Annotated in this window: 9 protein-coding genes; 1 reads left to right on the top strand and 8 read right to left on the bottom strand. The window is 72.1% G+C overall.

The features are described from left to right. The 6 genes from BKE38_RS27115 to BKE38_RS27090 all read right to left on the bottom strand — a co-directional run. Positions 1-635, bottom strand: a 635-nt coding sequence (locus BKE38_RS27115; RefSeq protein WP_207553689.1) for a DNA translocase FtsK 4TM domain-containing protein, incomplete at its 3' end; no start/stop codon positions are given. 131 nt (positions 636-766) lie between these two features. Beyond that, on the bottom strand, positions 767-2,794 hold the full coding sequence (locus BKE38_RS27110; protein ID WP_076960307.1) for a DUF2075 domain-containing protein: 2,028 nt from the start codon (positions 2,792-2,794) through the stop codon (positions 767-769). Continuing rightward, positions 2,791-3,678: a DMT family transporter gene (locus BKE38_RS27105; protein ID WP_076960306.1), complete on the bottom strand. Its 888-nt coding sequence runs from the start codon at positions 3,676-3,678 to the stop codon at positions 2,791-2,793. The genes BKE38_RS27110 and BKE38_RS27105 overlap by 4 nt, the downstream gene beginning before the upstream one ends. After that, positions 3,678-4,850, bottom strand: a complete 1,173-nt coding sequence (locus BKE38_RS27100) for a GNAT family N-acetyltransferase (protein ID WP_242662585.1) — start codon at positions 4,848-4,850, stop codon at positions 3,678-3,680. Before BKE38_RS27100 ends, BKE38_RS27105 begins: the two co-directional genes overlap by 1 nt. Positions 4,851-4,898: 48 nt before the next feature. Continuing rightward, a complete protein-coding gene (locus tag BKE38_RS27095) occupies positions 4,899-5,846 on the bottom strand; it encodes a DUF697 domain-containing protein (RefSeq protein ID WP_076960305.1) in 948 nt (315 codons plus the stop codon). Then, positions 5,843-7,216, bottom strand: coding sequence for a YcjX family protein (locus BKE38_RS27090; RefSeq protein ID WP_076960304.1), 1,374 nt, complete (start codon positions 7,214-7,216; stop codon positions 5,843-5,845). Before BKE38_RS27090 ends, BKE38_RS27095 begins: the two co-directional genes overlap by 4 nt. Positions 7,217-7,475: 259 nt before the next feature. On the opposite strand from BKE38_RS27090, the gene BKE38_RS27085 reads away from it, so the two are divergent. After that, on the top strand, positions 7,476-12,023 hold the full coding sequence (locus BKE38_RS27085; protein ID WP_076960303.1) for a choice-of-anchor I family protein: 4,548 nt from the start codon (positions 7,476-7,478) through the stop codon (positions 12,021-12,023). 98 nt (positions 12,024-12,121) lie between these two features. Here the strand turns inward: BKE38_RS27085 and BKE38_RS27080 are convergent, their stop codons facing one another. Then, positions 12,122-12,541: a GNAT family N-acetyltransferase gene (locus BKE38_RS27080; RefSeq protein WP_076960302.1), complete on the bottom strand. Its 420-nt coding sequence runs from the start codon at positions 12,539-12,541 to the stop codon at positions 12,122-12,124. Then, a complete protein-coding gene (locus tag BKE38_RS27075) occupies positions 12,538-13,008 on the bottom strand; it encodes a RidA family protein (RefSeq protein ID WP_076960301.1) in 471 nt (156 codons plus the stop codon). Before BKE38_RS27075 ends, BKE38_RS27080 begins: the two co-directional genes overlap by 4 nt. Positions 13,009-13,127 lie beyond the last annotated feature (119 nt).

Raw genomic sequence — 13,127 nt, 5'->3', positions numbered from 1 at the left:
CGCCCGGCCTGGCGCCAGGCCAGCAGCGGCACGCCCAGGGCCGCGAAGGACAGCGAGCCGGCCAGCGCGACGATGCCGACCTGGGCGGAAAGCGTCCCCGCCGGGCCGAGCAGCGCGCCGAACAGCGCGTCGATCTTCTCGGCCAGCAGCGCGCCGATGGCGCCGCCGGGACCTGCGATGGTCGGCGTGCCGGCGGGCAGCGGCGCCAGGTCGAAGGCGGCGGCCAGCAGCGGCAGGGCGAGGAAGACCGCGGCCGCCCGCCAGGGGAAGGGGGCGAGGCCCTTGTGGGTGGCCAGCCGCCAGGCCCAGCCCAGCGCGACGCCCACCGGCAGATAGGCGGCCCAGCCGAAGGCCTGCAGCATCAGGTCGGCGACCAGCGCGCCGGCGCGGCCGCCCAGATTGGTGGCGGCCGCGGTGGTCGCGGTGGAGAAGGACGGATCGCCCGGATTGTAGCTGACCAGGGCGACCATCAGCCCGAGGCCGGCCAGGCCGAGCGCCAGCCCGGCCAGTTCCGCCCCGCGCCGGGCGAGCGCCGCCTTCAGCGCCGGGGAAGCGAAGCGCCGCGCCCCGTCGGCGAGCCGCCCGCCGGGCGAGGTGGCGGTGGAGGAGGATCGGTCTGCGAGAGCGCGCGGCATGGGCCTCAGTCGTCAGTTGCTGAGCGGATGCGTGAAGCTAGCATGGCAAAGGCTTGGCATAGAAGGAAACCTCTCGCGAGAGGTGATCTGTTTTCCGCCGCTGCAACCGGTTGCGCCATCCTGGCCAGGCTTCAGCTCCCCGCCAGCGCCAGAAGCGGCAGCCTGGCCGGGGCGGATGGCGATTCTGCTGGATCTGCCAGGAGTCGGGCGCCGCAGGCGGCGAGATAAGTGGCGACCGCCTCGGCCTCCTGCGGCGGGCGGGTCGGGTCCGAAGCGTCGCCAGGCGGCACGAAGATCAGCGTGGCGTGCCGGGCGCGGGTGAGCAAAACCCGGTAGGTGTTGCGGATATGTCGCTGTGCTTCGGGCTGGCCGACCCACTGCCAGCGCGTCCCCGACAGCTTCCGCGCCCGCCAGCCGTTGCTGCTCCGGATGAAATCGCCACCCCAGGCCAGCCCGACCAGGTCGAGCTCCAGCCCCTGGCAGGCATATTCGGTGGCACAGACCTCCAGCGCGTCGGAGCCACGGATATCCGGCCAGCGGCAGAGGAACCAGTTGACCACCTCGGCGTCGGCGCCGTGCAGCTGCGCGCCCAGCCCTTCGGCGCGCAGCCGCTTCGCCTTGGCCGAGCAGACCAGCCCCGCCCGCCGCAGGCCGCGCGCCCAGTCACGCAGGGCCCGGCGCAGCACCCCAAGGTCGCGGGTCAGATAGAAGGGCAGCTCGCCGGCGGCGGCGATGCCGGCGGCCTGCTGCGGCCGGTCGTTCAGCACGGCATCGACCCAGTCGGCGGCACGGTCGTGATGCACCGAACGCACCGGCACGGTCAGCGCCAGATCGGGGTCGAGCTGCAGCCAGTCGGCCTCGCCCGGTGCCAGGCGCTGGGCCGGCTCGGCCGCCGCATCCAGCACGGCGGGCGCGGCCGTCGCACGCCAGAGGCCGCGGCTGGCCGCGATCACCCGGCCCCATTCGGCCAGCCCCGCCTCGCCGGTGTTGATCTCCTGCCCCTGGCCGATCAGCGCCACGATCACCGACCAGCCGGCGCGGCGGCCCATGATCTCCAGGAGATGCGCCGGCTCGGACTCGGTCAGCACCGAGCGCCGGCGCTGGGTGTCGCGCTGCGCCTGGGCGGCATCCCAGGCGCGCTGCGCCTCGTCGAAGACCACCACCGCCTCGGCCGGGACTTCTTCCGGGTGGCGCTGGTGATGCTCCAGGAAGCGGTGGACATTCTGCAGCAGGCTGCGCGCCTCCCGCCGCGGCTGGCGGCGGCCACGGCCCTGGCGCTGCACGGCATCGCGCTCCAGCGCGCCGCGCAGCACGGCGACCAGCGGGGCATTGCCGGTGAGGAAGGCCGCCCCCTCCTCCGCCGCCTGGCCGAAGACCAGGTTCAGCCCGCACAGCGTCTTGCCGGCGCCGGGCACGCCGGTGACGAAGACCACCCGCCGCTCCCCGGCCTGCCGCGCCCCGGCGATGGCGCGGCGGATGGCCGTGGTGGTGGCGCGCAGATTGGCGATATCGGCCCGCGCTGTGGCGATCTCCTCGACCCCATGGCGGTCGAACAGCCGCTGCGCCGCCTCGATGATGCCGGGCACCGGGCGATAGGGCGCGCGGGCCCAGCCCGCCCCGTCCAGCGGCGTCACCGGCCGCGGCAGGGCGGCCTCGATCTCCGCCAGCAGCCCGGCCAGGCGGGAGGCATCGCAGGCCAGCGGCGGCACCACGCCGTGCCAGATCAGCGGCAGGCTTTGCGGCCGCGACGGCGCTTGCTCGGCCAGCAGGATCGGCACCACCGGATGCGCCCGGCTGCCAGAATGGAAGTCGAACAAGTCGAGGGCATCATCCTCCACCTGCGCCAGATCGGCGGGCGTGACGGTCGTGGCGCGGTGCTTGAACTCCACCGCCAGGATGGCGTGCCCGGTCAGCAGCACGGCGTCGATCCGCTTCTCCAGCCGCAGCAGGTCGAATTCCAGCAGCACGGTCCAGGATGCGGCGCCGGGCCGCTGGCGGAGTGCCCCCTGCAGCAGGCTGGCCAAGGCCTCCCAGGAAGCGATCTGGTCCGGCGTCACCTCGCGCCGCTGCCCGGCCTGGCGCGCCGCCAGCCGTGCCGCCCAATCGCTTGGCGGGTCCGTCAGGAATGCGCTGCCCGAAGCCTCGACCCAGCCGCTCAAACCACCCGCTTCCCTCTGCCCGGCCAGGTCGCCAGCCCGATGCTCGCCAGCATCAGCAGAAACCCTATCCCGTGCATCGTGGAGAAAGTCTCGCCCAGCACCAGCACCGCCATCCCCGCCGCGGCGGCCGGCAGCAGGGCCGAGAAGATGCCGGCGATCCCCGCCGGCGCCCGCCGCAGCCCGGCATACCAGAGCAGCAGGCACAGCACCGAGGCCGTCAGGCTGTGGAAGACCAGCAGCGCCGAAACCCCCGGATCGGCCAGGGCCGCGGCCGCGCCCAGCACCGGCAGGCAGAAGGGCAGCAGCATCAGCGTGGAAAAACCCTGCATCCAGAAGCTGGCCGTCACCAGCGGCACCCGCCCGGCCAGGCGCTTGGCCAGCAGCACGTAGCCCGCCTCGCCGCAGACCGCGACGAAGACCAGCGCATTGCCCCAGAGGCTTCCGCCGCCGCCCCCGCCGCCGGCCAGCCGCGCCAGGGTGATCGCCGCCATCCCGCCGCCCGCCAGCGCCACCGCCAGCCATTGCCGGGGTGCCATCCGCTCCCGCAGCCACAGCGCCGAGCCGATGGCGATCACCGCCGGCAAGGTCGCCAGCACCAGCCCGGCCTCCAGCGCCGTGGTGTGGCGCAGGCCGCTCAGCAGGGCGGCGTTGTAGAGCAGGGTTCCCACCGCCGCCTGCGCGGCCAGGTTCGCCAGGGACACGCCGGACAGGCGGAGCCGGCCCTCCCGGCGAAGGGCCAGCGGCCAGAGCACCGCGCAGGCCAGGAGGCAGCGCAGGCCCAGGATCAGCGCGATCGGCAAGGCCTCGGTCAGCAGCTTGGAAATCGCCACATTTGCGCCGACCAGGGCCATCGACAGGCCCAGCTGCAGATAGGCGACCAGCATCAGTCCGTGTCGGCGGCCCTGAACGGCGAGGCCTCGGCCAGGGACGCCATCTCCTCGAGCATCGCCGGGCGCTCGGCCTCAAGGAATTCGGCGACGGCGCGGCGCAGCCCGCCATGGCAGATCCAATGCGCGGAGTAAGTCGGCACCGGCAGGTAGCCACGCTGGATCTTGTGCTGGCCCTGGGCGCCGGCCTCGACCCGCTTCAGGCCGCGCGCGATGGCGAAGTCGATCGCCTGGTAGTAGCAGAGCTCGAAATGCAGGAAGGGCGCCTCCACCGAGGCCCCCCAGTTGCGGCCATACAGCGCGTCGCGGCCCATCAGGTTCAGGGCGCCGGCCACCGGCTCGCCGTCGCGCTCGGCGACCATCAGCACGACGCGCTCGCCCAGCCGCTCGGCCAGCAGCGGCCAGAAGCGCTCGGTGAGGTAGGCGCTGCCCCACTTGCGGTCGACGGTGTCCATGTAGAAGCGGTGGAAAGCCTTCCAGTGCCGCGGCGTGATCGCGGCGCCCTGCAGCACCCGGAAGTCCAGCCCGGCGGATTGGGCGTCCCGCCGCTCCCGCTTCAGCTGTTTGCGCTTGCGGCTCGACAGCGCGGCCAGGAAGTCGTCGAAGGAGGAATAGTTTTCGTTCAGCCAGTGAAACTGGGTGCCCAGCCGCTGCAGCCAGCCGGCCGCGCCCAGCGCCGCCCATTCCGCCTCCGAGCAGAAGGTGACATGCGCCGAGGAGAAGTTGAGCTGCTCGGTCGCCTGCGCCAGCGCCTGGCCCAGCGCCGCCGGCGGCAGGCCGGAGTCCGGCCGGATCAGCAGCCGCGGCCCCGGCACCGGGCTGAACGGCACCGCCACCTGCAGCTTCGGGTAGTAGTCGCCGCCGGCCCGCTCGAAGGCATGCGCCCAGGCATGGTCGAAGACGTATTCGCCATAGGAATGGCTCTTGGCATAGGCGGGAGCCACCGCCAGCAGCCGCCCGTCGCCATCGCGCAGCGCCAGGTGCTGCGGCAGCCAGCCGCTGCGCGGGCTGGCCGAGCCGCTTTCCTCCAGCGCCGAGAGGAAGGCATGGCTGACGAAGGGGTTGTCCTCCCCGGCGCAGGCATCCCAGTCGACCGCCGCGATCTCGGCGATCTTCGGATGCAGCCGCAGGGTCAGTTCGGGGGCGCTGTCCGGCATGGTCCCCAGCATGTGCGCTGCCTTCGCCGCGGCGCAACCTTGCTTGCCGAAAGGTTAGGTTCAGAAGGGCCGGCAGGCCTCCCCCGTCGCCGCCGCCAGCCGCGCCATCCGCCGCGCCGCCACCGCCGCGCCCGCGGCGCCGCCGGCGAGTTTCGCGGCATGGCCTTCGACCATCTGCTCCAGCCCGGCCTCCACCGCCATCTCGGTGCCGACCGCCAGCCCGGTCGAGAAGGCCAGCCGCCGCAGCAGCCGCGCCAGCACCAGCGCGCCGGGGCGCAGCCCATGCAGCTCGGCCACCTGGCGCATCAGCCGCAGACCGATCAGCGCCATGGCCGCGGCATCCAGGGCGGGCGCCGGCATCACCGCGGTGGCGACGAAGACCTGCCGCGCCGCCTGCCCGCCCAGCGCCGCGACGTGCGCCGCCAGCACCGGCTGCAGCAGCCCGGCCGCCAGGCCGCGCGCCTCGCCCAGCGTCGTCGCGGCGCGGATCTGGTCGATGGCGGGGGCGGCCTCGGGCAGCCGCTCGGCCAGCGATTCGGCCCAGCGCAGCAGGGCGCGCGGGGGCGGCGCGGCGTCCGGGGTCTCTTTCAAAGTCTCGGCCAGCCGGTCGAGGGATTTCAGCTTCCGCAGCGCCCGCCATTCTCGCCAGGCGCCAGCGCCGAGCAGCCCGACCACCCCCGCCCCCAGCGCGCTGCCGGCCCAGCCCAGCAGGGCGGAGCGTGCGAAAAGCTCGTCCAGCGTGACGCCCAGCCACAGCCCGCCGCCACCCAGCACCAGCAGGAAGAAGGCGCCGCCCGCCAGGCCGAGGCTGCGCAGCCAGCCCGCCCCCGGCAGCGCCGGCGGCGGCGCCAGGCTGACCGGCCCCTCATGCCGCACCAGCCCGCCCTGCACCGGCGTCGCCTCCCAGCCCGGATCCCAGGCCGGCGCCGGTTCGGGCGCATCGGCCCAACCGGGACCTGCATCGGGACCTGCTTCGCGGACAGGGGCTTTCTTCGGCGGCAGGGTCACAGCGCGTCCTCCAGCAGCCAGGCCAGCAGCGTGTCCATTCCCAGATGCGGCAACCCGTCGCGCCCCTCCGGGTCCAGCAGCGGCGGGCGGAATTCCGGCAAAGCGAAATAGGGCCGGCGCCAGAAGGGGTCGCCGGCCGGCGGGATCGATTCGGGGATCGGCCCAGGGCGGAAGGGCCGGCGCCGGGTGTCGCCGGCCGGCACGCCGAAGACCACGGGCGGGCTGACGGTGGCCGCGCCATCCTCGGTGCTGCGCAGGGCGGCGAGCGCGAAGTGGCGCGCCTTCGGCCCGGTCTCGCCCAGCATGGCCTGGAACATCGAGAGAAACGCCGGGCGCTGGACGGGCGGGATATGGTCCAGCTTGGAGGCGGCGAAGGCCACCCGCTTCAGCATCGGCAGCCGCAGCCAGGGCGAGCGGCTGCGCTGGTCATAGGCGCGGGCGATCTGCGCCACCGCCTGGCGGGCATCGGCGAAGGCCCCCTCCCCGGCGCAGAGCGCGCCCAGCGCGTCGACCAGCACCACCTGGCGGTCGAAGCGGGCGAACCAGGGGTCGAAATAGCTGCGGCGCATGTCTTCCCGGTAGGCGTCGAAGCGGCGGGCCAGCAGGTCCCGCAAGCTCCCGGGCGCGGCCGGGCCCTGGCCGGGGATGGGGAAGAACCACATCATCGGGCTGTCGCCCTTCGGCCCCGGCACCAGGAAGCGCCCCGGCTGCAGCCAGCGCAGCCCGGCCTGGTCGCGCGCCGCCACCAGCAGGTCGCGGTATAACAAGAAGCCACGGCGGGCGACCGCATCCTCGTCGGGCGCATCCGGCGGCAGGCTGGCCAGAAACGAAAAGAAATCGGTGGCCAGCGCGGCGCGCGGCGGCTGCTTCAGCTGCGCCAGGGTCGCGGCGGACCACTGGGAAAAATCCTGGTCGAGCAGCGGCAGGTCCAGCAGCCATTCGCCGGGATAGTCGAGCAGCTCCAGCCGCAGCCGGCGCGGCGGCAGCAGGCCGCCAAGGCGCCCGCGCCGCTCCACCACCAGGGTCAGCGCGGCGCTGGCCAGGTCCGCGGTGCGCGGCGGCCAATGCGGCGTGGCGCCGGCCAGGTCGCGCAGCTTCTCCGCCGCGTCGAACCAGTCCAGCGCCTGGGTGCCCGAGGGCTCCAGCCGCACCGCGAGGATGCGCTGGCCGTTGGCCGCCAGCTGCCGGGTCAGCGCCGGCAGGCTGTCGCGGCCGCGGCCGAGGGCCAGCAGGTTGCTGATCAGCGAGGTGATGAAGACCGTCTTGCCCGAGCGGCTGAGCCCGGTGATGGCGACGCGAAGGCTGGTCTCGTTGAGCAGGCGCTCGGCCTCGTCGCCGAGCCGCGCCATGCCGTGCAGCAAGCGGTCCACTGTGCGTCCTTCTGCGTCAGGCACCTTAGGTAGGGTGCGCCGCCGCCGGGGCCAATCCCGCAGGTCATCCAGGCGGATGACTTCGGCCCGACGCCAATCGTCCGCGCGCCGAAGTCCAAGCTTGCTCAACCCACACGTTCATAAGACGAATAACCAATCGCCCATGGCCTTGTAATGTAACCAAACTATGCATGAAGCCAGGGTCATGCTTCGTTAACCCCCGCGCCCGACACCCTTTCGCTGGCGGGAACGCAGACACATGGCCATCCAATCCGAACTGCTCTGGACCAAGGACAGTTCCGCCTCCACCGCCGGCAGCGCCGAGGTGGTCGCCTACGACGCCGCCCGCGCCCTGGTCCTGGTGCTGGGTCCCGATGGCGTCGAGGCGCTGGACGCGCTGACCGGCGAGATCCGCTTCGACCTGCCCAAGGCGGATGTCGGCACGCTCGGCACCGGCAACAGCGTCGCCGTCCACGGCAACGTGATGGCCGTCGCCTTCGACGGCGCCGAGCCGGGCAGCAACGGCACCGTCGCCTTCTACACCATCGCCGAGGACGGCAGCGACGCCACCCTGCTGCGCCAGGTCGAGGTCGGCGCGGTGCCCGACATGGTGACCTTCACCCCCGACGGCGAGCGCCTGCTGGTGGCGATCGAGGGCGAGCCCAACGACAATTACGGCGTCGACGCCTCGGGCGACCCGGTGGGCGGCGTCGCCGTCATCGATGTCGCGACCGGCGACATGACCTTCCTGGGCTTCGAAGGCTTCGACACCGACGAACTGATCGCCGCCGGCGTGCGCATCAAGGGCGTGGACGGCGTCACCGCCGCGACCGACCTGGAGCCGGAATACATCGCCGTCTCCAAGGACGGCACCAAGGCCTATGTCACGCTGCAGGAGAACAACGCGATCGCGGTGCTCGACCTGGGCACGATGGAATACACCGGCGTCTATGCGCTGGGCACCAAGGACCATTCGCTGCCGGGCAACGGCCTCGACACCTCGGACCGTGACGGCGGCGCCAATATCGGCCCGGCGCCGGTGCAGGGCCTCTACATGCCCGACGGCATCGCCACCTTCGACATGGACGGCAAGACCTACCTGGTCACCGCCAACGAGGGCGACGCCTCCGAATGGGGCGACTACAACGATGTCGGCCGGCTGAAGGACGCTGATCTGGACGAGGCGACCTTCGGCGGCGCCGAGGGCGTCGCGGCCCTGAAGGCCGACGCCGCGATGGGCCGGTTGAACATTTCGCTGGTCGACGGCGACACCGACGGCGACGGCGACATCGACGTCATCCACACGCTGGGCGGCCGCAGCTTCTCGATCTGGGAAGTCACCGACGACGGCCTGGTGCAGACCTTCGACTCGGGCGACATGATGGAGCAGATGCTGCTCCAGCACGCCCCGGAGCTGCTGGATGACGGCCGCTCCGACGACAAGGGCCCCGAGCCCGAGAGCGTGACGCTGGGCACGATCGACGGCCAGCTCTACGCCTTCCTGGCCCTCGAGCGCTCCGACGCGGTCATGGCCTTCGCCATCACCGGCCCGGATGCCGCCGAATATGCCGGCCTGATCCCGGTCGGCGACGCGCCGGAAGCCATCCTCTTCGTCGACGCCGCCGACGCCCCCGAGGGCATCGACGGCCCGATGCTGATCTCGCCGGCTGAAGGCTCGGGCACCACGACGCTGCACGAGCTGAGCGTCGCGCCGGCCGCCGACGGCACCTTCACGCTGCAGATCCTGCACGCCTCCGACTTCGAGGCGGGCCTGGCCGCCGTCGACCGCGCCAGCCAGTTCGCGGCGATCGTCGACAAGCTGGAGGACAGCTTCGCCAACAGCATCACGCTGTCCTCGGGCGACAACTACATCCCGAGCCCGTTCAACGCCGCCGGCACCGATCCGAGCGTCAAGGACGAGCTGGTCGACCTCTACGCCTGGCTGCTGGGCGTCCCCGCCGAGGACCTGGCCGGGCTGGCGCTGAACCCGTCCACCATCGACATCGCCATCATGAACGCCATCGGCGTCGAGGCGAGCGTCTTCGGCAACCATGAGTGGGACTTCGGCTCCAACGCCGTCGCCGCCGCCATCGACTTCACCAAGGGCAGCGGCACCACCTCCGCCGCGGTGACCTCGATCGGCGCGATGTTCCCCTACCTTGCCGCCAACCTGGACTTCTCCGGCGACCCGGCGATGGCCGCGCTCTTCACCGAGCTGCTGCGCGACGCCGCCAGCTACGCCACCACCGCCGATGACCTGGCGACGCCGGAGGCGCTGAACGCCGAGGCCGCCGACGCCCAGGTCTCGCCCTGGACCATCATCGAGGAAGGCGGCGAGCAGATCGGCGTGCTGGGCGTCACCACCCAGCTGCTGGCCTCGATCTCGTCGCCCGGCCGCGTCACCGTGAAGGACCCGGCCGGCGACGGCGGCGTCAACAACACCGACGAGCTGGCCGAGATCCTGCAGGTCTATGTCGACCAGATGGCCGAGCAGGGCCTGAACAAGATCATCCTGCTGAGCCACCTGCAGCAGTACCAGCTGGAGCTCGACCTGGCCGGCAAGCTGTCCGGCGTCGACGTCATCATCGCCGGCGGCAGCCACGCGACCTTCGCCAACGAGGGCGACGCGCTGCAGCCGGGCGACACCGCCGCCGAGACCTATCCGGTGATGGTGACCGGTGCCGACGGCAAGACCGTCGCCATCGTCAACACCAACAACGAATACGGCTATGTCGGCCGCCTGGTGCTGACCTTCGACGCCGAGGGCAACATCATCCCCGACAGCATCGACCCGACCGTGTCGGGCCCGGTGGTGGTCAACGAAGAGACCGTGGAAGAACTCTGGGGCGACGAGGACGCCTATGCCGAGGGCACCAAGGGCGGCGCCGTCAAGGACCTGACCGACGCCGTCGGCGCGGTGATCGGCGCCAAGGACGGCAACGTCATGGGCTTCACCGACGTCTATCTGGAAGGCCGCCGCGGCGAGGTCCGCACCGAGGAGACCAACCTCGGCAACCTGACCGCCGACGCCAACCTCTTCGTCGCCCGCCAGGTCGACGCCGCGGTCACCGTCTCGATCAAGAACGGCGGCGGCATCCGCGCCGAGATCGGCGCCATCGGCGCCGGGGCGGACGCGGGCGAGCTGCCTCCGCAGGCCAATCCGGACGCCGACAAGCCGGAGGGCGGCGTCAGCCAGCTCGACATCGAGAACTCGCTGCGCTTCAACAACGCCCTCTCGATCGTCACCGTCTCGGCCGAAGAGCTGGTCCGCATCTTCGAGCATGCGGTGGCCGGCGTCGCGCCGGGCGCCACCCCGGGCAGCTTCGGCCAGGTCGGCGGCGTCTCCTTCAGCTACGACGCCACCGCCACGGCGCAGCGCCTGAACGCCGATGGCAGCGTGGTCGTCGCCGGCGAGCGGCTGCAGAACCTGGTCATCCTGGGCGATGACGGCCAGGTGCTGGACACCATCCTGGTCGACGGCCAGCTGGTCGGCGACGCCAACCGCGACATCCGCATGGTGACGCTGAGCTACCTGGCCGACGGCGGCGACGGCTATCCGATCGGCGCCTATGCCTCGGACCGCATCGACCTGCTGGACAACGCGGCGCTGTCCGACGGCGAGGCCACCTTCGCCGCCAAGGGCAGCGAGCAGGACGCGCTGGCCGAGTACCTGAAGGCGCAGCACGGCACCGCCGAGACCGCCTATGACGAGGCCGACGGCGGCCAGGCCACCGACGAGCGCATCCAGAACGTGGGCGTCCGCGAGGACACCGTGCTCGGCGCCCAGCAGCTGGGCGACGACGCCGACAACACCCTGGTCGGCACCGCCGGCCGCGACTTCCTGCAGGGCGGCGCCGGCGACGACATGCTGGACGGCCAGGGCGGCAGCGACCGCCTGGATGGCGGCGCGGGCATCGACACCGCGATCCTCACCGGCAATGTGGCCGACTACACCCTGGCCCGCGCCGGCAACGGCCTGGTGCTCAGCAACGCCGACAGCCAGACCACGCTGATCAGCATCGAGCGCCTGACCTTCGCCGACGGCGCCATCGCCCTCGACGACGCCGACCCGCTGTTCGACAGCCTGTCCTACTACCTGGCCAATCCGGACGTCTTCGCCGCCGGCGTCGACGCGCTGGAGCACTACCAGACGGCCGGCGCCGCCGAGGGCCGCGCGGCCAACGCGGTCTTCGACGCGGAGTTCTACCTGGCGGTCAACCAGGACGTCGCCGCCTCGGGCATGGGCGCGCTGGAGCACTACCGCCTCTACGGCGGCGCCGAGGGCCGTGACGTGTCGCTCGACTTCGACACCGCCGGCTACCTGGCGCTGAACCCGGACGTCGCCGAGGCCGGCATCGACGCCCTGCACCACTACCTCGACCACGGCATGGCCGAGGGCCGGCAGACGGCGCGCGCTGTCGGCCAGGTCATCGAGAGCGGCTTCGACGCCCAGTTCTACCTGGCGACCAATGCCGATATCGCCGCCTCCGGCATCGACGCCTTCACCCACTGGATGGCCTTCGGCGCCGCCGAGCAGCGCGACCCGAACGCCTTCTTCGACACCTCCTACTATGTCGAGAACAACGCCGACGTGGCGGGCTCGGGCATCAACGCCCTGGTCCACTACCAGACCTACGGCTTCAAGGAAGGCCGCGACCCCTCCGCGCTGTTCGACACCTCGGCCTATCTGGCGGCCAACGAGGACATCGCCGAGGCCGGCATCGACCCGCTGGCGCATTACCTGACCACCGGCCTCTACGAGGGGCGCCTGCCCGTCGCGGTGACCGAGGAGCTGCTGATCGCCTGATGCGCGAAGGGGGCGCGGCATCCGCCGCGCCCCCTGATCAGGCCGTCCGAATCGAAAGGGGCGCTGGCCAAGACGGCCAGCGCCCCTTTTCCTTGTCCTCAGAACCGCTTCAGGAAGAAAAAGCGGGTGTGGCCCGTCGGATTGTCCGGCACCGCGCCGAACTCGACATAGCCCTGCTTCCTGTAGAAGTCGGGCGCCTGGAAGCTGTAGCTGTCCAGCCAGACGCCGTTGCAGCCGCGCGCGCGGGCCTCGTCCTCGGCCGCCGCCAGCAGCCGGGCGCCGAGGCCGCCGCCGCGCAGCTCCTCCGGCAGGTTGAACAGCTCGATGAACAGCCAGCCCTTGTCGGTCCGCCCGGTCAGCCCGCCGACGACGATGCCCGAATCCGGGTCGCGCACCACGACATGCAGCGGCCGGGTGCCCGGCGCGCCGACCTTGGAGCGGTTGTAGGCCAGCAGCCCCTCGAGGATGGCGCCGCGGATCGCGGGATCGGCGTCATCCGAGACTTCGAAGTCGCTCAAGGCGCGATCTCGAACATCCCCTCGACCTCGACGGCGGCGTCCATCGGCAGCGAGGGCACGCCGATGGTGCTGCGGGCATGGCGGCCGGCATCGCCGAAGACCGCGACGGCCAGGTCGGAGGCGCCGTTCATCACCAACGCATGCTGGGTGAAGTCCGGGCCCGCCGCGATGAAGCCGCCCAGGCGGATGACGCGCTTGACCCGGTCGAGGTCGCCCACCGCCGCCTGCAGCTGCGCCAGGACATTGATCAGGCAGAGCTCGGCGGCCTGCTTGCCCATGTCGATGCTCTCGGCGGTGACCTTGCCGGCGAAGGCGACCTTGCCGTCGCGCATCGGCACCTGGCCGGAGACCACCACCAGCCGGCCATCGAGGCCGAGGGTGAAGGGGACGTAGTTGGCAACCGGCGCGGCGGGGGTCGGCAAGGTGATGCCGAGCCCGGCCAAGCGCTGGGCGACGTTTCCGGCCATGGATTTTCCTTCCTTCAGGCGATCAGGGGCACCCGCTCAGCCGACGAGGCGAAAACTCCGGCGGCGGGCGGCGGGGGAGGGCTGGGCCGGCAGGTCCAGCGGCAGCATCGGCCCGCGGT

Origin of the sequence: Teichococcus deserti (genome assembly GCF_001982615.1) — a bacterium.
GTDB classification, from domain to species: Bacteria; Pseudomonadota; Alphaproteobacteria; order Acetobacterales; family Acetobacteraceae; genus Pseudoroseomonas; species Pseudoroseomonas deserti.
Note: the sequence above shows the minus strand (reverse complement) of the source record. Positions and strands in the feature narration are given on the sequence as shown.

Bases quoted from the DNA above. Each gene is read 5' to 3' on its own strand.
- BKE38_RS27105 (WP_076960306.1), bottom strand. From the start codon at position 3,678: ATGCTGGTCGCCTATCTGCAGCTGGGCCTGTCGATGGCCCTGGTCGGC.
- BKE38_RS27100 (WP_242662585.1), bottom strand. From the start codon at position 4,850: ATGCTGGGGACCATGCCGGACAGCGCCCCCGAACTGACCCTGCGGCTG.
- BKE38_RS27085 (WP_076960303.1), top strand. From the start codon at position 7,476: ATGGCCATCCAATCCGAACTGCTCTGGACCAAGGACAGTTCCGCCTCC.
- BKE38_RS27075 (WP_076960301.1), bottom strand. From the start codon at position 13,008: ATGGCCGGAAACGTCGCCCAGCGCTTGGCCGGGCTCGGCATCACCTTG.